The organism is Flavobacterium gossypii (assembly GCF_014138495.1).
Classification (GTDB): Bacteria; Bacteroidota; Bacteroidia; order Flavobacteriales; family Flavobacteriaceae; genus Flavobacterium; species Flavobacterium endophyticum.
This window is the reverse complement of record NZ_JACJIS010000001.1, coordinates 784,681-807,147: the sequence shown is the minus strand read 5'-3', so window position 1 is coordinate 807,147 and position 22,467 is coordinate 784,681. Positions and strand designations below refer to the sequence as shown.

The 22,467-nt window shown below is 37.9% G+C and carries 10 protein-coding genes; 9 read left to right on the top strand and 1 reads right to left on the bottom strand.

Annotation, left to right across the window (positions count from 1 at the left end; translation table 11 throughout):
• Window positions 1–90: 90 nt before the first annotated feature.
• From rpoC to GGR22_RS03855, 5 genes are all read left to right on the top strand, one after another.
• Window positions 91–4,392, top strand: a complete 4,302-nt coding sequence (gene rpoC, locus GGR22_RS03875; RefSeq protein WP_121375055.1) for a DNA-directed RNA polymerase subunit beta' — start codon at window positions 91–93, stop codon at window positions 4,390–4,392.
• A 3-nt stretch (window positions 4,393–4,395) separates the two neighbouring features.
• On the top strand, window positions 4,396–4,707 hold the full coding sequence (locus GGR22_RS03870; protein ID WP_121375054.1) for a DUF3467 domain-containing protein: 312 nt from the start codon (window positions 4,396–4,398) through the stop codon (window positions 4,705–4,707).
• A gap of 947 nt (window positions 4,708–5,654) precedes the next feature.
• Window positions 5,655–12,599 carry an Ig-like domain-containing protein gene (locus tag GGR22_RS03865; RefSeq protein ID WP_182492642.1) on the top strand — a complete coding sequence of 2,315 codons (6,945 nt, stop codon included), beginning with the start codon at window positions 5,655–5,657 and terminating at the stop codon, window positions 12,597–12,599.
• 241 nt (window positions 12,600–12,840) lie between these two features.
• Window positions 12,841–15,078 (top strand): T9SS sorting signal type C domain-containing protein, encoded by a 2,238-nt coding sequence (locus tag GGR22_RS03860; RefSeq protein WP_182492641.1) that lies wholly within the window; start codon window positions 12,841–12,843, stop codon window positions 15,076–15,078.
• A 12-nt stretch (window positions 15,079–15,090) separates the two neighbouring features.
• The gene (locus tag GGR22_RS03855) at window positions 15,091–15,294 is read left to right on the top strand and encodes a hypothetical protein (protein WP_121375051.1); all 204 of its coding nucleotides are present in this window, start codon (window positions 15,091–15,093) and stop codon (window positions 15,292–15,294) included.
• 69 nt (window positions 15,295–15,363) lie between these two features.
• Here the strand turns inward: GGR22_RS03855 and GGR22_RS03850 are convergent, their stop codons facing one another.
• Window positions 15,364–16,953, bottom strand: a complete 1,590-nt coding sequence (locus GGR22_RS03850) for a peptide chain release factor 3 (protein WP_121375050.1) — start codon at window positions 16,951–16,953, stop codon at window positions 15,364–15,366.
• A gap of 252 nt (window positions 16,954–17,205) precedes the next feature.
• Between GGR22_RS03850 and GGR22_RS03845 the strand changes: the two genes are divergently transcribed.
• Genes GGR22_RS03845 through GGR22_RS03830 form a run of 4 tightly spaced genes read left to right on the top strand, consistent with a single transcriptional unit; the run spans window position 17,206 to window position 22,424 of the window.
• Window positions 17,206–19,176, top strand: a complete 1,971-nt coding sequence (locus GGR22_RS03845) for a peptidylprolyl isomerase (RefSeq protein WP_182492640.1) — start codon at window positions 17,206–17,208, stop codon at window positions 19,174–19,176.
• On the top strand, window positions 19,177–20,025 hold the full coding sequence (locus GGR22_RS03840) for a hypothetical protein (protein WP_182492639.1): 849 nt from the start codon (window positions 19,177–19,179) through the stop codon (window positions 20,023–20,025).
• The gene (locus tag GGR22_RS03835) at window positions 19,988–21,418 is read left to right on the top strand and encodes a peptidylprolyl isomerase (protein WP_182493506.1); all 1,431 of its coding nucleotides are present in this window, start codon (window positions 19,988–19,990) and stop codon (window positions 21,416–21,418) included. Before GGR22_RS03840 ends, GGR22_RS03835 begins: the two co-directional genes overlap by 38 nt.
• 52 nt (window positions 21,419–21,470) lie before the next feature.
• Window positions 21,471–22,424 carry an AAA family ATPase gene (locus GGR22_RS03830; RefSeq protein WP_182492638.1) on the top strand — a complete coding sequence of 318 codons (954 nt, stop codon included), beginning with the start codon at window positions 21,471–21,473 and terminating at the stop codon, window positions 22,422–22,424.
• Window positions 22,425–22,467: the final 43 nt, after the last annotated feature.

The window sequence follows — 22,467 nt, the reverse complement described above, 5'->3', positions numbered from 1 at the left end:
AGTCCTAAAGTTTAAGGTTGTATAGCCTTAAGCTTTAGGCTTTAAACAAATAAAAGGTTTTCAATTATCACAATATCAATAGTAAAGACTATGATGAACAGAAATAAAGATAAAAACCAAGTGAAAAGGTTTGACAAAATTTCGATAGGATTAGCTTCTCCAGAATCTATCTTGGCCGAGTCAAGAGGTGAGGTTTTGAAGCCAGAAACTATCAACTATAGAACACACAAACCAGAGCGTGATGGTCTTTTCTGCGAACGAATTTTCGGTCCGGTTAAAGATTTCGAATGTGCTTGTGGTAAATATAAAAGAATTCGCTACAAAGGTATCGTTTGTGACCGTTGTGGTGTGGAAGTTACAGAAAAGAAAGTACGTAGAGACAGAGTAGGTCACATCAACCTTGTTGTGCCAATTGCTCATATCTGGTATTTCCGTTCACTTCCAAACAAAATTGGTTATATCCTTGGACTTCCGTCTAAAAAATTAGATATGATCATCTACTACGAAAGATACGTAGTAATCCAAGCAGGTATTGCTAAAAATCCTGACGGAGAATCATTGCAAAGGCTAGACTTTTTGACAGAAGAAGAGTACCTAAATATTTTAGATACGCTTCCAATGGAAAATCAATATCTTGATGATAGCGATCCAAATAAATTCATCGCCAAAATGGGTGCTGAATGTATCATGGACTTGTTGGCAAGAATCGATTTGGATGAATTGTCATACGAATTGCGTCACTCTGCAAACAACGAAACTTCTAAACAACGTAAGACTGAAGCCCTAAAAAGACTTCAAGTTGTGGAGTCATTCCGTGAGTCTAACGAAAACCGCGAAAATCGTCCAGAATGGATGATTATGAAAGTGGTTCCAGTTATCCCGCCAGAATTGCGTCCGTTGGTGCCGCTTGATGGTGGTCGTTTCGCTACATCCGATTTGAATGATTTGTACAGAAGAGTAATCATCCGTAACAATCGTTTGAAAAGATTGATGGAAATCAAAGCTCCAGAAGTAATCTTGAGAAACGAAAAACGTATGTTGCAGGAATCTGTTGACTCGTTATTCGATAACACAAGAAAAGCATCTGCAGTAAAAACAGAATCAAACAGACCATTAAAATCGCTTTCTGATTCGTTAAAAGGTAAGCAAGGACGTTTCCGTCAAAACCTTTTGGGTAAACGTGTGGATTATTCTGCTCGTTCGGTAATCGTCGTTGGACCTGAATTGAAATTGTTCGAATGCGGTTTGCCAAAAGATATGGCGGCTGAACTTTACAAACCTTTCGTGATCCGTAAATTGATCGAAAGAGGAATTGTAAAAACAGTGAAGTCTGCTAAAAAAATCATTGACAAAAAAGAGCCTGTAGTTTGGGACATCCTTGAAAACGTAATCAAAGGTCACCCAGTATTACTTAACCGTGCTCCTACGTTGCACAGATTGGGTATCCAAGCGTTCCAGCCAAAATTAATTGAAGGAAAAGCAATTCAGCTTCACCCATTGGTTTGTACGGCGTTCAACGCGGATTTCGATGGTGACCAGATGGCGGTTCACTTGCCATTAGGACCAGAAGCTATTTTGGAAGCTCAATTATTAATGTTAGCTTCTCACAATATCTTGAATCCTGCAAACGGTGCTCCAATCACGGTACCTTCTCAAGACATGGTTTTGGGTCTGTACTACATGACTAAAGAGCGTTTGTCGACTCCTGAGCACAAAATTTTAGGAGAAGGTTTGACTTTCTATTCTGCTGAAGAGGTAAATATCGCCTTGAACGAAGGAAGATTGGAATTGAACGCAAGAGTAAGAATCAGAGCTAAAGATTTCAATGAAAATGGAGAATTGGTTTATAAAATTATCCAAACAACTGCCGGACGTGTACTTTTCAACGAAGTAGTACCAGAAGCAGCTGGATTTATCAACCAGGTATTGACTAAAAAATCGTTAAGAGATATTATCGGTGGAATTTTGAGCGTAACTGATGTTCCTACAACAGCCGCCTTCCTTGATAATATGAAAGATATGGGTTACCGATTCGCCTTCCGTGGTGGTCTGTCATTCAGTTTAGGAGATATCAAGATTCCAGAACAAAAACAATCATTGATTGATGATGCCAACGAACAAGTAGATGGTATCTCAATGAACTATAACATGGGTCTTATCACCAATAACGAGCGTTACAACCAAGTTATTGACGTGTGGACTTCAACCAATGCTTTGCTTACAGAATTAGCGATGAAAAACATTAGAGAAGACCAGCAAGGTTTCAACTCTGTGTATATGATGCTTGACTCTGGAGCAAGGGGTTCTAAAGAACAGATTCGTCAACTGACAGGTATGCGTGGTTTGATGGCTAAGCCTAAAAAATCAACTGCCGGCGGTGGTGAAATTATCGAGAACCCGATCTTGTCGAACTTTAAAGAAGGTCTTTCGATCCTTGAGTACTTTATCTCTACTCACGGTGCTCGTAAAGGTCTTGCGGATACGGCTTTGAAAACGGCCGATGCGGGTTACTTGACAAGAAGATTGCACGACGTTTCTCAAGACGTTATCGTAAATACAGTAGATTGCGGTACATTGAGAGGTGTTGAAGTAGGAGCATTGAAAAAGAACGAAGAAATCGTAGAAACTCTAGGCGAAAGAATCTTAGGACGTGTGGCATTACAAGACGTAATCAACCCACTTACTAGCGAAGTTTTAATTTCAGCTGGAGAGCAGATTACAGAAGCTATCGTTAAATTGATCGACGAATCTCCTATCGAAAAAGTGGAAGTTCGTTCGCCATTGACTTGCGAAGCTACTAAAGGTATCTGTGCTAAATGTTACGGAAGAAACTTAGCAACTGGAAAAATGACTCAAAAAGGAGAAGCTGTCGGTGTAATTGCTGCACAGTCAATCGGTGAGCCAGGAACACAGTTGACACTTCGTACATTCCACGTCGGTGGGGTTGCGGGAGGACTTTCTGAAGAATCAAGCATCACTACGAAATTCAGTGGTCGTCTTGAAATCGAAGATCTTAAAACTGTAAAAGGTGAAGATCTTGAAGGAAACACCACAGATATCGTAATTTCTCGTTCTACAGAATTGAAATTAGTTGACGTTAAAACAGGAATCATCCTTAATACACATAACATTCCTTACGGTTCTAGTATTTTCGTTAAAGACGGAGATGTAGTTGAAAAAGGAACGACTATCTGTAAATGGGATCCATATAACGGTGTAATTATCTCTGAATTTACGGGTAAGGTAGCTTACGAAGATTTAGAACAAGGACAATCGTTCCAAGTTGAAATCGATGAGCAGACTGGTTTCCAAGAAAAAGTAATTTCTGAGGGAAGAAACAAAAAATTAATCCCGACTTTATTGATTTATGGTAAAGATGGCGAATTGATCCGTTCTTACAACTTGCCAGTGGGTGCCCACTTGATGGTTGAAAATGGTGAGAAGATTAAAGCAGGTAAAGTTTTGGTAAAAATACCACGTCGTTCTTCAAAAGCAGGAGATATCACGGGAGGTCTTCCAAGAATTACAGAGTTGTTAGAAGCTCGTAATCCTTCGAACCCAGCCGTTGTTTCTGAAATTGATGGTGTTGTTTCTTTTGGTAAGATCAAAAGAGGTAACCGTGAGATTGTTATCGAATCTAAATTTGGTGAAATCAAGAAATATCTTGTAAAACTTTCAAGCCAGATTCTTGTACAAGAAAATGACTTCGTAAGAGCAGGTGTTCCATTGTCTGACGGTGCTATCACTCCAGATGATATCTTGAGAATCCAAGGACCATCAGCTGTTCAGCAATATTTGGTTAATGAAATTCAAGAAGTTTACCGTCTGCAAGGGGTAAAAATCAACGACAAGCATTTTGAAGTTGTAATCCGCCAGATGATGCGTAAAGTTAAAGTTGAAGATCCAGGAGATACGCTATTCTTAGAAGATCAATTGATTCATACCAAAGACTTTATCGTTGAAAATGATAAGCTTTACGGAATGAAAGTAGTTGAAGATGCTGGTGATTCTGAAAACTTGAAACCAGGTCAGATTATTTCTCCTCGCCAATTGCGTGATGAAAACTCACTATTGAAGCGTACGGATAAAAATCAAGTTGTAGCAAGAGACGTTATCACGGCTACTGCAACTCCGGTATTACAAGGTATCACTAGAGCTTCGTTGCAGACTAAATCATTCATCTCTGCGGCATCGTTCCAGGAAACAACTAAAGTATTGAACGAAGCTGCTGTTGCTGGAAAAGTAGACTTACTTGAAGGATTGAAAGAAAATGTTATCGTTGGTCACAGAATTCCTGCTGGTACAGGTATGAGAGACTATGATAACGTGATTGTAGGTTCTAAAGAAGAATACAATGAGCTAATGGCCGCAAAAGAAGAATATAATTATTAAGATATGAGCGATTCAAAACAACCACAAGGTCAGATTAATATTGAATTGGATGAAAAAACAGCCGAAGGAATTTATTCTAATTTGGCAATCATCAACCATTCAGCATCAGAATTTGTATTAGATTTCGTAAGCATAATGCCAGGAATTCCAAAGGCAAAAGTGAAATCTAGAATCGTTTTGACGCCGCAGCACGCCAAAAGACTACTAAAGGCGATAGGAGAAAACATTCACCGTTTTGAAAGCGCCCATGGCGAAATAAAAGACACCGAACAGCCTCCGATTCCTTTGAATTTTGGTCCAGCTGGGCAAGCATAGATAAAAAAAGCCTCCTAATTTTAGGAGGCTTTTTTATTTCCATCCCATTCTGCATTAACTACCTTAAACGTTTTTTATTGAACTTCATCGGATTTATTTTTTTATAGATAGGGTTTTGCCTAAGTTTATCTAAGAATTAAAATTTCATAACAAATACTGTTGATACTGCCACATGTCAATGTGTTATTCCTAAGACTAGCGTTAATGTATTTAATTATTTGTAATGAAAATTTTGTATAGAGAATCGCAAGTTGCAAACCGAGAAAATAGTTTGGCAATATCAAACAATACCATTATTAGGTTTTTTGTCTTTATGGTCTTGTTTATATTGAGTAGTGCTGGTCTTTTCGGATAATTGCTTAAATAATTATAAAGGTTTTTAGTTAAGTAAAAAACACTCTTCTTCCTATTTGTGCCAAATTAGAGATGGAGAGTTTTTTTGTGCCTAGATTTTACCATTAAATACGGGAATCAGTAAAATCACTAGAATCTGTTTAAAAGTTATGGATTTGTTTATGCAATTTAGAATAAATTATTGTTACTAAAAGTGTTTAAAAAAGGATGTTTCATGGCTAATTGCAGGTGATTTTTCCTTTGTTCATAAGTTTTTTATCAAAACTATAATTTTGTGTTAAATTTTATATTAATTTTCCGTGTTGTTGAATCGCATTTTTTTATATAAATATTAAAGGATGTCTGAATGAATCATTTGATTTGTTTCGACACTTATTATTGTAAATTAATGCCTTTAGTTAACAAAACGTTCTTACCTTATTTTTAATCAATTTACTTAAACTATGATGAATTATTACAATCCTTCGGGTCTTAGACAACGGTCTAGACTCAAAAAAGAGATTGCGAATTCGGCTGCCCCTCGGCCTGATTCTATTTCTCGCTTAGCTAGGCCCTCGTGGATTAGCTTATTTTTTATAGTCATGCTAATGGCTATGAATCATTCAGTTTGGGCCCAGTCTTCGGCAAATTATACTTTTGCTACGAATACGACAGGATCACTAGCCCTTGATATGAATGGTACGGCCATTGATATGAGTGCAGGTACTACACAATTAGTAGGCCCTGGCCTTGATGCAGCAGCGTCTGCTGTTACTAACATCGGATTCGATTTCCACTTTATGGGTACAAGATTTACGCAATTTTCTGTACAGGAAGATGGTATCTTGCAGTTAGGCGCTACAGCAGCTCCAACTAATACTTATACAATAAGTGGAGGTTCAGCTACATCTCCAAGGCTATCAGCTTTGAATGCTGATTTCAGAACAGGTTCGACTACAGGAAAAATCCACTACAAAGTCGTAGGAACTGCGCCAAACCGTGTGTTGGTTGTAGAATTTTTTAATATGCAACTTTTCTATACGAGTGCAGCAATGGCAGGAACTTCTACTTGGCAAATGCGTCTTTATGAAAAAGGAAATATAGAATATGCTTATGGAACTGTTTCTGCTGTTGACATTGGAAATGGCGCAGCAAATAGATCTCCTTCTGTTGGTTTCTACACAGGATCGGCTTCAGGAGCTTTTGCTTCAATTTTATATGCAGGTAATACAGTTTCAGTAAATACACCTTATGCTGCCAATCCAGCTGTTGCTGCTTTGGGAGCTATTGCTAATTTAAGTTCTTCTGCCGATGGAAGCAGAAGAGTATACCAATTGATACCTCCTGGAAACCCAGGTAATGCATTGGCTACGGTTATCCCTCCGCCAACATTTCTATCGTTTTCAAGTGTTGCAGGAGGTAGTATGACATTAAATTGGGCAGAATCTTCTCCAAACATAGATGTGTTAAAATACATTATTTTGAGATCTTCAGACGGTGGCGCTACTTATACGCTAGCAGGTAGTGTAAATGTAGGAACTACTACATATAATGCTACAGGTTTAACGCCAAGTACTTCTTATTCATGGCGTGTATATGCTATTAGTGAAGGAGGTTTAAGTACTAATTTAGATGGTGTTCAGGCAACTAATCCTCCTGGAACTTATACTTCAGTCGCAACAGGAAACTGGAATTCTCCAACAACTTGGGATGCAGGAAGTGTTCCAAATTCTTTTGACAATGCAGTAATATCTGCAGGGAATACAGTTACAATCGATGCGACTGGTTTGTCTATAAATAATCTTTCTGTTCAAGGAACTTTAGCCTATGCGACCACACCTACAAATTTCACGGTTAACAATAACTTGACTGTAGCGAATGGTGGAATCATTAATGCCTTTAATGGAACAACAGGTAAAACGCTTACGGTTGCAGGAAATATCCAAAACAATGGTATACTTGATTTTTCTGTAGGTACTACAACTGCAGCAACACTGACATTGACTGGAACAGCTGTACAAACAGTAAGTGGTTCGGGAACGTTTAATACAGGTGTAATCCGAAACTTAACCTTCAGCAATACGAATACGGCTACTCCAAATATTAATTGGCTTATTAATGATGTTAAAATAGCTAATAACTTAAACCTTACTGGAGCAAGAGTCAATTTAGGAACAAATAAAATGACTTTTGGTGCTGGTGCTGCAGGTGGTACTCTTACGGCTCCTGTAGGTACTGGTTTCTTGTCAGGAGGTAAATTCTCTAGATGGTGGACGGCAGCTGCAACAGGAACGTCAGTTACAGCTGGAACAGATCCAACAAATGCAACGAGCAGATATCCGTTTATTAATGCTGCTGGCGCAAACAGAGCAATGTATATTACAAGAACCAATGCTACAGGCGGTGTCGCTGGTGAGTTAGCGGTTGTGTATAACGATGCTGCTGGAGTTACTTCTGGATTGTCTGTGGCTGATGGTGCTTATACAGTAAATGAAAGATATGATGGAAATTGGGTAGTTTCAAATGAAGGAACTCCTATCGCTTCAAGTTCATATACAGTTGTTCTATTGGCACAAAACGCATTCTCAGGATTATCGAATGGAAATGCAAGAGTTATGTTTGCTAATGCTGCAATCGGAGGAGCACACCAAAATGGTACGACAACTCCTGGTGCGCAAAGAATAACGGTATCCCAAACAGATTTGCTTTCAGGCCCTTTATATGTAGGAGTTTCATCTTCTGATATTCCATTTATTTCTGTTGCTAACGGAAACTGGACTACTCCGGCCACATGGAATAAAAATGCAGTGCCTGGTGCAACAGATACGGTTACTATCGCTAATGCTACTAACGTAACTTTAGATGGTACTAATACTATCACAAGCTTAACTGTAGCAACAGGAGGTACTTTGACAGCTGCAACTGGAGCTCTTAATTTTACTTCACTTACAAACAGTGGTACAATAAACATCTCTGGTGCTAACTTGAGTGCTTCTGGTACAGTTACAAATAATAGCATATTAAATGTTACTGGTGGTAGCTTAAATGTTACAGGTGCAAGTACTACAGGTATTACAAACGCAGCAGCTGGTACAATTACTGTTGGCGGTGGTGTAATCAACTTATCTACTGCGGGAGCAAACAACCGTACTTTCGCAAACAACGGAATCATGACGGTTACGTCTGGAACAGTGAATGTTTTTGGTAATATGGCTCATAATGGCGGTTCTACTTTTAATCAAAGTGGTGGTAACATCAATATAGATGGAAATGACGCTGGTAATGCGGCCAACTCTGTTGCTTCAGGAACACACTTAATGAATATTACTGCAACAGCAGTGTCTAACTTGAGCTTGACAGGCGGTACAATTACTATTGTCGATCCTCCTCAAAGTTCAAGTACTTCAACTTATGCTTTGAGAGTTTCTCAAGGTGGAGCATTCAACTCGGCAGGTGTTAACCATACAATTAAATTTGGAGATGGGGTATCTAACGATAGCAGTACAACGGGAAGTAACGGATTTTACGTTTATCTTTTCCCAGGAAGCTTCCTTTATGGTTTAGGAAATGTTGTTGTGGATGCAGGAACTATTGGTACTAATAGATTTGTAAGAACAACTTCTACTGTGCCAATCAAAAATAACTTGAACATTATATCAGGAGAATACCAATTGGGTAGTACAACGCATTTAGGAGGTAACCTTACTAATAATGGAATATTAACTGCTGGAAGTACATTAAACATTAATGACTATAATGGTGCTGCAGTTGCATCTACAAACCCTCAGACTATTTCTGGTGCTGGTGTTTTTAGAAATCTTGCGACTAGCCCAACAGCTAATTTGACATCGTTAACGGTTAATAACACTAATGCAACTGGATTAACTTTAGATGTTCCTTTATCACTTAGCGGAACATTAACTCTTACAAGTGGAAAAGTTAATACGACCAATGTTAATTTATTGACAATGGGTACAGCTACGGCTTCTGGAACTATTTCTGGAGGAAGTGCTACAGCTTATGTAAACGGACCACTTGCAAGAACAATCATAAGCGGAAATTCTAATACGACGTACCAATATTTCCCTGTAGGAAAAGCAGCTTATGCACCAGTTTGGTTAGCTCCTACTACTACAGCGGTTTCAAATTTTAAAGCAGAGGCTTTTGACTCAAATTCAGGTACTGCAGATGTAAGCTTGATTAACTTGTCTGCGACAAGAAGATGGGAAATTCCTTTAATGTCAGGTACAATTACTGATATGAATGTAAGAGTAGGAGATGCTTCAATTGTAAGCACTAGTATTCCGGTTCAAGGACTTACTCCTGCTGGTGTTTATTCAAATGCTTTTGGAAGTGTGGCTACTTATGTTGCAGGAACTCCTAATACGACGCAGTCTAATACACCAATATCGGCAGCAAATTTTACAGGATATATATCTTTTGCTGATTCGAATTCTTGTAGCGGTACTCCTAACCCAGGAAATACAATAGCTTCTAGTACTTCAATTTGTGCAGGTGCTTCAGTAGCATTAAGCTTGCAAAATGCAGTTTCTGGCTCTGGTGTTTCTTACCAATGGAAAAGTTCTACGAACGGAACAACGTATAATGATATTTCAGGAGCTACTGGACCTACGCTAACTGTAGTGCCAACTGTCTCTACCTACTACCAATGTGTGGTTACTTGTTCAGCTGGACCAGCTACAGGAACTTCAGCTCCAGTACATATTGTTTTTGCTAATGAAGTTGCTACAAACACACCAAACACACGTTGTGGTGTTGGAACGGTTCAGTTAGCGGCTACGCCAAGTGCAGGTGCTACTATCAATTGGTATGCTGCAGCAACTGGAGGTCTTCCAGTTGGAACAGGAAATACTTTTACAACTCCTTCGATTTCTGCAACGACTACTTATTATGCTGCTGCTGAAGTTTCTACTCCTCCAGTAACATCTGCTTTAGGTGCAGGAGCAACAACTTCATCGACTGTAGCCCAAACATTCTTCCCAGGAAGCTGGGGTGGAACTAAGACTCAATATATTATCAGAGCATCAGAGCTTACTGCTGCAGGATTTAATGGTACAACTAATTTGAGTAGCTTAGGATTTGAGCCTACAAATTCGGGTCAATCATATCAAGGTTTTACAGTACATCTTGCGCATACGACAGCTACAACAGCTCCTACAACTACTTTTATTAGTGATGGACTGACTCAAGTGTATGCAGGAACTGGAACTAATGGTGGTATTACGCCTGTGGCTAATACTGTTAATACGTTAGCTTTTGGAACAGGCGCAGGCTCATCGTCAGTATTCAACTGGGATGGTACTTCAAATGTTGTTGTTTCTATCTCTTGGAGCAGTGTTCCAAGTGCTACGACGGCTACAAGTACTTCTATGAAGGTTGACAATGTAGGATTCGTGGCTTCGGCTTACAGACAAAGAGATAGTGCTACTCCAGCAGCTATGTTAGCTGAAACTAGTGTAAATACTACTGACAGTTTCAGACCGAGATTTACAATCAACGGACAATCTATTTGTTCTTCTCCAAGAGTTCCTGTAGTTGCTACTGTAACTACAGCACCGGCCTTTACATTGAGTGGAAACCCGGCTTCTGTTTGTGGAGGAACTTCAACTGCAGCGGTAACTATTACTGCGGGTGCTGCAGATTATGATACTTATGTATGGACACCAGCTACAGGTGTTTCTGGAAATGCTGTTACAGGTTGGACATTTAATCCAGCGACAACGACTACTTATACTCTTGCTGCAACTAATACTGTGTCTGGCTGTGCTGCAACTGCGACTGTTGCTGTTACAATAAATACAACTCCGCCAGCAATTACAGTTGTGCCAGATTTGCCAACAATCTGTCAAGGAAGTATTCAAGAGTTGACTGTGTCAGGAAATACTGTTACACGACCTATTGTGTCGGGAGCAGGAACAGATACATCAGGTACTAATGCTACTGGAGCAACTCTAGGGCCAAATCCATTACAAGCTTATTACGGAGGTACAAAACAACAGTGGATTTATACTGCTGCTGAACTGACGGCTTTAGGCTTTGAAGCAAACGCACAAATTAGTGCTATAAAACTAAACTTAGTTACTGCAAATCCAGCCAATGTACTTAATAATGTTGTTGTGAAAATGAAAAACTCACCTACAGCAAGTTTTGCTACAACAACCTCATGGGAGTCAGGTATGGTAATTGTTAAAGCAGCAGCTTCCCATACTCCATCTGTTGGTGTAAATAACTTTGTGTTAGATACTCCTTTTGCATGGAATGGTACTGATAATTTAATCATCGAGATGAATTATAGTAATAATAATGGTGGTAGTACGGTAGCTTATAACACAGCTAAGCATAGTCCTACAACTTTCGTAAGTACAATTTATTACAGAGTAGATACCCAAACTGCAGCAACTGTTGATGCTTATGTTGGTGCTGCAAGCTATACTTATAGTGCTAGAACTGACGTTACCTTTGACGTATTGCCTAAAGTAACTTGGAGTTCAACAGGTTCAGGAGATTTATTTACAGATGCAGCGGGTACAATTCCTTATGTTTCAGGAAATGGTGCAGCGAAAGTTTATGCTAAGCCAGTAGGTAACACGACTTATTCGGCTACTGTCGCAATTGGAACTTGCTCGTCAACAGACAGTACTTTGATTACTGTTACGCCTAGCACGACTCCTAACTTTGCTGAAATTGGAACAATTTGCCAAGGATCTACAGCTCCAACTCTAGCAACAACTTCTCCAAATGGAGTTACAGGAACTTGGGCGCCAGCTGTAGTAAGCAATAGTGCAAATGGTACATACGTATTTACGCCTGCAACAGGTCAATGTGCAACAACTCAAACATTGAATGTTGTCGTTACTCCTGCTACAGTTCCTAATTTCGCTGAAATAGGATCTATTTGCCAAGGATCTACAGCTCCAACTCTTGCAACGACTTCTCCAAATGGAGTTACAGGAACTTGGGCGCCAGCTGTAGTAAGCAATACTGCAAATGGTACGTATGTGTTTACGCCAACTACAGGTCAATGTGCAACAACACAAACATTAAATGTAACCGTAACAACAACTCCGGCTCCGACTGGTACTTCTCCTCAAGATTTCCCTGCAGGAGCAACGTTGGCTAGCTTTACAGTTAATGGTACTGGAATCATTTGGTATACTGCAAGTTCATTAGGTACAGTGTTGCCAGCTTCGACTCCAATCGTTGCCGGAACTACATACTATGCTTCTCAAACCGTTGGTGGTTGCGAGAGTGTGCTAAGATTGCCTGTACAAGCAGGTACGATGCTTAAAGTTGATGGATTTGATAATGCTAACTTTAAGTACTATCCAAACCCTGTCAACAATATTTTGACTGTGTCTTATACAGAGGCTATTACAGGTCTTAAATTGTATAACATGGTTGGACAGCAGCTTATCACAAAATCTGTAAATTCAAATGAAACTCAAATTGATATGTCTCATTTGCCAGCTGGATCTTACCTATTAGAAGTATCTGTAGGTAGTAAATCTAAAATGGTTAAATTGATAAAAAATCAATAATTTAGCTTTATGAATAAGTAAGAAAGCCTCCTTCGGGAGGCTTTTTTTTGTTTATAAAAGGTTATGAAAGTTAAATCTTAGATTTAGTCGAAGAATTTTATTGTTAAAAAAATAGATTATAAACGACTAAAGTTCAATTAGTTCGATAAAAAGCATATTTTGTTATTTCTTAACAAAAAGATAATGTGATTGTTTAATTTTTTATTAACGAATCGTTAACTTTGTGGAAAACAAATTTATAATGAAAAAAACTTTACTTTTTAATTACATTACGCGTGTATTCTTTTTAGGTTTATTCTTCGGTTTTGTTCATGAATCGTCTGGGCAGATAATAATCAGTCAGGTTTATGAAGGACTAAGTAATAACAAATGGATTGAGATAACAAACATAGGATCAACTTCGATTGATTTGGCATCGCCGATTCAATATAAGGTTGGAATGTGGAATACTGGTAGTGATACTGGAAATGCGACCATGAGCGGAACTCCAACAACTAGTATTAATTTATCTGGAACATTGGCGCCTGGAGGTATTTATTTAATAAAAAATACGGGCTCATCAACAACGGTTCCTCATAGCCCGATGCCCGCTGCAAACGTTGCGAATACGACTGTTGCTGGTTTTAATGGTAATGATGCATTGGCAATTTTTACAGGTACAAGTACAATTGTAGATGCGTTTGGTGTTGGAATAAATAATAAAGATATTTCATATCACAGAAATGCAAATGTGCTTTCTGCAAATAGCACTTTTACTATCTCAGAATGGACATCTAAAACATTGGCTCAAGTAGCCTCAGCAGACAATACTCTTTCGGAATATATAGGAGTTCATATATATGGTGCACCAACTTCTACAACTTGGGATGGAACTTCTTGGTCAAACGGAACGCCAACTTCATCTCTTGATGCAATCATAGCAGGAAATTATTCAACTGGAACAGCGTCTCCACAAGGGCCGTTTACTGCAAAATCTCTAACAGTAAATTCAGGAATTTTTACAGTAGCATCAGCAACATCCGTTACTGTTGAAAATGCGATTGTCAATAATGCAGACTCAAACAATTTTATTGTTGAGAACAATGCTAACTTGATTCAAAATACTGCTGCGACAAATACTGGAGCAATTAAAGTAAAAAGAACTAGCAATCCACTGTACCGTTTTGATTATACATTATGGTCTTCTCCTGTAGTTGGGCAAAACCTTAAGGCTTTCTCTTCAGCAACGCTTTCAAACAGGTTTTATACTTACAATACTGCAACAGGAGCTAATGGCGATTATGTGGCTGTTTTCCCAACACAAAGCGAAGGAACTTATAGTTTTGAAGCAGGAAAAGGATACCTAATCAGAACTCCAGATTCGCATCCGGCCTATGTTGAAGGAAATCTTGGAACAGCAATTAATGCAGAATTTACAGGAACGCCATACAACCAAAACGTTAACGTAGCACTTTCAGCTGTAAACACTGGATTTAATCTTGTTGGTAATCCATATCCATCAGCAATCTCTATCTCACAATTGTTTACTCTAAACTCTAACGCTATTGACGGAACAATCTGGTTCTGGAGAAAAAGAAATGGAGCCTCAGGAAGCGGTTATGCTACTTCAACAGGAATGGGAGTGACTAGTGCTCAGCCAGAAGCTGCTGCACTCAATCCAAATGGAGTAATCGGTGCTGGCCAAGGATTTTTCGTAAAAGTAAAATCTGCACCTACTCAAACTACCTTGAATTTTGACAATACGCTTCGTTCTAGTGTAACAGGAGGTTCTTTCTTTAGAAATTCTAATGCCTCTTCAGATGAAGTGGAAAGACACAGAATCTGGCTAAATCTTTCTAATGGTTCAGAAGTAATCGGGCAGACTTTGTTAGGATATATGACTGGTGCGACTGCTGGAGTTGATTATGGAATTGAAGGAAAATATTTTAACGATAGTCCAATTGCATTTACATCATACCTGGAAAATCAAGAATTTGCCATCCAAGGAAGAAGCCTTCCGTTTACCACTGAAGATGTTGTTCCAATGAGCTTTAAGACAGACGTAGCAGGAAACTATTCTATAACGATTGATCATGTTGACGGTCTTTTTGCGGGAAGCCAAGATATATTCTTGAAAGATAATTTCACAGGACAAATCCATAACATTAAAGCATCAGGATATTCTTTTGCAACTGAAGCAGGCGTTTTCAACAACCGTTTCGAAATTGCATACAGATCTTTGCTTGGTGTTGATGTTCCAACTATCGCTGCAAATAATATCGTTGTTTATAAGCAGAATGGAAGCCTTGTTATCAATTCAGGAGCTTATATCATGAACAAAATTGAGCTTTATGATATCAGCGGCCGTCTAGTTTATTCAAGAAATAATGTTGATGCTGCTTCTGCCGTGATTTCAAATCTTGCTATCGCAAACCAAGTATTGGTTGTAAAAATTACTACTGCCGAAAATGGAACGGCTAACAAAAAAATCGTTTACTAATATATAGGGAATATGAAAAACTCAATTACAATAAAAATAGCAAGCTTATTATTTCTATTATTCTTAAGTACTGCCGCTTTTGCACAAAATCCTTCTGAAGCACCAGATGACGAAGATGGACCGCAAGCGCCAATTAATGATTATGTCGTTCCTATGCTTTTAGCAGGCGTAATCTTGGGCTATTCTTTCATCAAAGGAAAAACCAAAAAAGCGTAAGCTTTATTATTAAGGTTCACAAAAAAGGCTGTACAAATCGTACAGCCTTTTTTATTTGTAATCTTATCTTTATTCAAATTCCGAAGTAAAGAATAATTTCACTGTCGGATATTTACTCTGCGTCATTTGGATGGTAAAATCAGAATCTGCTAAAAACACCAATTGTCCATATTTATCATGAGCTAAAAACTTTTGCTTTATACGCTTAAACTCTTTGAATTCTTCATTTTTAGCATCATCAGGTTTTACCCAACAAGCTTTGTGTACCGGGAAATTCTCATAAGAGCATTTAGCGCCATATTCGTGTTCTAGTCGGTATTGGATAACTTCATATTGTAAAGCTCCAACGGTACCGATTATTTTTCTGTTGTTCATTTCTAAGGTGAAAAGCTGTGCAACGCCTTCATCCATCAATTGGTCGATTCCCTTGTCAAGTTGCTTGGATTTCATCGGGTCTGCATTGTTGATGTAGCGGAAATGCTCTGGTGAAAAGCTTGGTATTCCCTTAAAGCTCATCAATTCACCTTCTGTCAACGTATCACCGATTTTGAAATTTCCAGTGTCATGCAATCCAACGATATCGCCAGGATATGAAATATCGACAATCTCCTTTTTTTCTGCGAAGAAAGCATTGGGGCTTGAAAACTTCAGGTTTTTATTTTGACGTACGTGCAAGTACGGCTTGTTTCTTTCAAATGTTCCAGATACGATTTTTACGAAAGCCAATCTGTCGCGGTGTTTTGGATCCATGTTGGCGTGGATTTTAAATACAAATCCTGACATCTTATTTTCATAAGGATCGACCAGTCTTGTTTCTGACTCTTTTGGTCTTGGCGATGGCGCTATTTCTACGAAACAGTCCAAAAGTTCTCGTACTCCGAAATTGTTTAACGCAGAACCAAAAAACACAGGCTGTAATTTTCCTTCCAGGTAAGCTCCTCTGTCAAATTTAGGATAGACTTCATCGATTAGTTCTAATTCTTCACGAAGTTTATCAGCTGGTTTTTGACCGATGATTTTTTCCAATTCAGGGCTTTGAACATCAGAAAAAGCAATCGTTTCTTCGATGTTCTTACGGCTGTCTCCGCTGAAAAGATTAATATTTTTCTCCCAAAGATTGTAAATTCCTTGGAAATCATATCCCATTCCGATTGGAAAGCTTAATGGTGTTACAGTCAAGCCTAATTTTTGTTCCACTTCGTCCATCAAGTCAAAAGCATCTTTTCCTTCGCGGTCTAATTTGTTGATGAAAACAATCATCGGAATATTCCTCATACGGCAGACAGCGACTAATTTTTCCGTCTGTTCCTCAACCCCTTTTGCAACGTCGATTACAACGATAACGCTATCGACTGCTGTAAGTGTTCTATAAGTATCCTCAGCAAAATCCTTGTGGCCGGGAGTATCGAGAATATTGATTTTTTTATCCTTGTAATTGAATGCCAATACAGACGTAGAAACCGAAATTCCTCTCTGGCGCTCGATTTCCATAAAGTCGGACGTAGCGCCTTTTTTAATCTTGTTGTTTTTTACGGCGCCAGCTTCTTGTATCGCGCCTCCAAACAAAAGCAATTTTTCTGTCAGTGTCGTTTTTCCGGCATCGGGATGCGAAATAATCCCAAAAGTTCTTCTTCTTTCTATTTCTTTTTGAAAACTCATATCCTGTATAAAAATGGATTGCAAAAATACTATTTATTAAACAAATAATCAGTGTATAATAATAAGAGAAAATCGGAGTTATGCTTTTTTGCAAATACAGCTTCTTAATTGATGAAAATATCTCTAATAATTTGTTAATAAATTTTTGTTAATAGTAAGGGCCGTACTTGTTTAATGCAATTGAATTGTTACTTTTGTTGATTGCTATCTAGGCGTTAAATTAATTTTTTTCCAACTTATAGAATTTACATAATGAATTTAAAACAATTGTTCTTCGGAGTACTGCTTTCTGCGAATTTTACGAGTTTTGCTCAAAATGCCAATAAGGAAGTTTTATTTACAATTGATGATAAGCCTTATTATACTGACGAGTTTGCAAGGGTTTACAACAAGAATATTGATTTGGTAAAAGATGAATCTCAAAAAGATTTGAATCAATATCTCGATTTATTCGTTGGTTACAAACTGAAGATTAACAAAGCAAACAAACTTGGTCTTCAAAATGGACAGGCTTACCAAGCTGAATTGAAATCCTACAGAAATCAGCTTTCTAAAAATTATCTGACCGACTCAAAAGTGACTCAGGAACTTATTGAAGAAAGCTACAAAAGATCCCTAAAAGAAATCAAAGCGGCTCATATTTTGTTTATGGTCGATGAAAATGCTTCTCCTGAAGATACCTTGAAAGCCTATAAAAAAGCAGTTGAGGTAAGAGAGAAAGCTTTAAAAGGAGAAGATTTTGGAGAATTAGCGGTTAAATACTCTGAAGATCCATCTGCTAAAGAAAACAAAGGCGAACTAGGCTATTTTTCTGCTTTCAGAATGGTGTATCCTTTTGAGTCGGCGGCCTATAAAACTCCAAAAGGACAAGTTTCTAAAATCACAAGAACACGTTTCGGATATCACATAATTAAAGTGGAAGATGTGAGAGACAACCGTGGCGAACTTACGGTTGCGCACATCATGATCTTGAAGCCGCAGAATCAGAATCCTGAAGAATCTGAAAAAGCAAAAAACACAATACAAGAAATTTATACTAAATTACAGCAAGACGAGAACTTCGAAAGCCTTGCAAAGCAATTCTCTCAAGACAAATCTTCTGCTTCTAAAGGTGGTTTATTGAACCGTTTTGGCTCTGGACAGCTAAGTTCTGAAGAGTTTGAAGACGCTGCATTTGCATTGAAAAATCCTAATGATTATTCGACTCCAATAGAAAGTAATTTTGGCTGGCATATCATAAAGTTGATTGAAAGACATCCAGTTAAGACGTTGGAAGAAATGCAAGCTGATTTGGATAACAAGATCAGAAAAGACGAGCGTTCAAGGTTGATTACCAATTCCTTGACAGAAAAACTGAAAAAGAAATATGCTGTAAAAAGAAACGACAAGCTTTACGCTGCGCTTTCAAAAACAGTAACTGATAAATTCTACATGGGAGAGTGGAAACTTCCTGAAAACACAAAACCTTTTGCTGGAGATTTAGTTACAATCGACAAAAAAGCAATTACAGGAGAAGATTTTCTTAAGTTTTTGGCAACCCAACAGCGAGGCGAAAATACGATTAAACCAATTGGTAAATTGGTGGATAAAAAATACCAAGAATTTGTTGATGTAAAAGTCAATGAATTGTATAATAATAATTTAGAGAACGAGTTTCCTGATTTTGCTGCCGTAATGGAAGAGTATCGTGACGGTCTGTTGCTTTTTGACCTGATGGAAAAAGAAATTTGGGAAAAAGCAAAAACAGATACTATCGGATTGCAGAATTTTTATGAATCTCGTATAAATAATTACCGTTGGGGAAATAGGTTAGACGCCATAGTACTGACTTCTACAAAAATGGATGTTGCCAAAAAAGCACAGAAATTATTAAAACAAGGAAAAACAGCTGACTTTATAAAAGAAAAATTGAACCTGAATGGCAAAGTAGATGTAATGTCAAATGCTGGGATTTTCGAAGAAAATAGCGATGCATTGCCAAAAGGATTGGTGAAAAAAGACGGAGTTTCTGACATCATAAAAGATGGAGAATACTATTTTATCGTAAAAATAAACAAGCATCTGGAAGCCGGACCAAAAACGCTGGACGAAGCAAGAGGAAAGGTAATCAACGATTATCAGCAGTATCTCGAAGAGAAATGGGTAGGAGATTTAAAACAGGAATTTAAGGTAAACGTAAACCAGCCTGTTTTTGAAAAAGTGAAAAAGCAGATCAAATCATAAATGATAAGGTACGCAGTCATAGTTTTGCTATTGCTTTTTGTTTCATGCAGCTATTTTAAGCCAGAAGCAAAGCCACAGGCAATTGCAAGAGTAAATGACTCCTACTTGTTCAAAGATGAAATCAAGGATCTGGTACCCCCTGGAACTTCCAAGGAAGACAGTATTGTTATCGTAAGAAGTTTTATCGACCGCTGGGCATCACAAAAACTGATGATGAACGCAGCAGAGATTAACTTGAGTTCTGAAAAACAAGCAGAATACAATGAGCTGATCAGGCAGTATAAAATTGATTTATATACAAAAGGCTATCTAGAAGAAATCGTAAAAACAACAGTTGATACAATAATTTCGGAAGCAGAATTAAAAGGATATTATAAAGAAAATAAAGAGAATTTCAAGACAGACGGAACTTTGGTCAAACTGCGTTATATTCATTTGCCGAAAGATCATCCGAAATTCCAGACCATAAAAAGCAAATTCTTTGATTATAGAAAATCAGACAAGAAATTTTGGGATACGTATGGGATGCAGTTCAAAAGCTTCGTGCTGAATGACTCCGTTTGGGTAGAAATGAATCAGGTCTATAGAAAATTGCCTTTTATCACTCCAGACAACAGGGCACAATATATTTCAAGCGGGAAATCTATTGAAAAGCAAGATTCTCTAGACGTCTATCTTGTAAAAGTCACGAATGTTTTAGATAAAAACCAAGTAAGCCCGTATGAATATATAAAGCCCACATTGGAGCAAGTGATTTTAAACAAAAGAAAATTAGAATTAATAAAAAAATTTGAAAAAGATATTACCGATGATGCCATTAAAAATGAGAAGTATGAAATCTATAATTAAAAATGCCTGCCTGGTTTTTGGTGTTGTTGCGTTTTTCAATGCCGCAAGTGCACAGGAAATTATTCAGAGCGATACAGTAAAAACTGTTGCTCCGAAGCCTGTGAGCCAAAAACAGAAAATCGATGGCGTTATTGGCGTAGTAGGTGATTATGTGATTTTAGATTCTGATATTGATATTGCTTATATAGAAATTACAAGTCAAGGAAATCCGACAAAAGATATTACTCGTTGCCAGATTCTTGGCAAATTGCTAGAAGATAAATTATATGCGCACCAAGCAATCCAAGATAGTATCGTTGTGACCGATGCCGAAATCAATAATATGATGGAAGAAAGAATCGATGCTTTCGTAGAACGTGCGGGGTCAATGGAAAAATTGCTTAAGATTTACAAAAGACCTACTGAAGAAGATTTTAGAACCTATTTCTTCGATATCTTGAAAATGGGTAAACTTACTTCCGAAATGAGAAATAAGATTATTGAAGCTGTAGAAATCACTCCAGAAGAAGTAAGAACTTTTTTCAAAAAGTTTCCAAAAGAAGACTTGCCGCAAATTGGAGCAGAGATTGAGGTTTCTCAAATAGTCATAAACCCGGAAGTTACAAAAGCAGAAAAGCAAAAAGTCATTGACAAACTCAATGAATTCAGAACCGATGTGCTTTCAGGAAATGGTAGCTTTTTTAGTAAGGCTGTATTGTACAGTAAAGATGAAGGAACGAAATCCAATGGTGGTTTCATGAGGGTCAACAGGAAAAATAATTTGGTCAAAGAATTTAAAGAAAGAGCGTTCAGTCTTGAAGAAGGCCAGATTTCTGAACCTTTTGAGACAGAATATGGCTGGCACATCATCATGGTTGAAAAAATTCGTGGGCAAGATGTGGATTTGAGACACATCTTATTAATCCCGAAAATCTCTGAAGAAGCAATGCAAGAGGCTAAAGACGAAATCGTAGGAATCAGGAATAAAATAGTGAATGGAGACATTACATTTGCCGACGCAGCGAGAAGCTCATCTGATGAAAAAGAAACTAGAGCAAATGGCGGGGTTCTTACAAATCCTCAGACATTAGATCCGCGTTTCGATTTGACAAAAATGGATCCTTCTCTGTATGTTCAAGTTTCTGATTTACAAGAAGGACAAGTGTCACAGCCTATTGTTGATGAAGATAGATTGGGTCGTAAAACCTATAAGCTAATTACAGTTACAAAACGTTATGATGCACATACTGCCGATTATGCCTTGGATTATTTGAAAATAAAAGACTTGGCTTTAAAAGAAAAACAGATTAAGGCAATTGGTGATTGGACTGAAGAAAAAATCAAGGAAACCTATATCAAAATCAACGGTGAATACAGAGAGTGTACTTTTGTAAACAACTGGGTTAAAAAATAATTTAGCGTACTGCAATAGTAAAACCGAAATTTTAACTAACACAATTCATAGGATGTCAGACGTCGCTGCAATACAGAATCTAGTTCAAAAAAGAATAGAGCTAAAGAAAGAAATCTCAAAAATAATTGTAGGACAAGAAGTCGTTGTTGACCAAATCTTGTTAAGTATTTTTTCTGGAGGACACGCCCTTTTGGTAGGGGTTCCTGGATTAGCAAAAACCTTGATGGTCAATACTATTTCTCAAGCACTAGGACTAGATTTCAAACGTATACAGTTTACGCCAGACTTAATGCCTTCTGATATTCTCGGAAGCGAAATCCTTGATGAAAACAGGCAGTTTAAATTTATAAAAGGACCGATTTTTTCCAACATAATCTTAGCGGACGAAATTAACAGAACGCCTCCTAAAACGCAAGCAGCGCTTTTAGAAGCAATGCAAGAAAGAGCAGTTACCATTGCTGGTCAGCACTATAAATTATCATTGCCCTATTTTGTTTTAGCGACACAGAACCCAATCGAGCAGGAAGGAACTTATCCGCTTCCGGAAGCCCAACTTGACCGTTTTATGTTTGCGATTAAATTAGATTATCCATCATTCTCTGAAGAAGTCCAAGTAGTAAAAAGCACGACGACAGATTTTACCGAAAAAATAAACCCGCTTTTTTCTGCACAAGAAATTATCGACTTTCAGCAACTCATACGCCGTATTCCTGTAGCAGATAATGTGATTGAATATGCCGTGACTTTAGTAAGCAAAACACGTCCAGACAATCCGCTGTCTAATGAATATATCAAAAATTACCTAGATTGGGGTGCAGGGCCAAGAGCTTCGCAAAACTTAATATTGGCCGCAAAAGCTCATGCCGCATTCAATGGCAAATTTTCTCCAGATATCGAAGACGTGAAAGCAGTTGCAACTGGAATTCTTCGTCATAGAATCATCAAGAATTACAAAGCAGATGCCGAAGGAATTACAGAAGAAATAATTATCCAAAAGCTGATGTAAGTTTGTTTATAACAACAAATTCTATCGCATCAGATTAATTCAC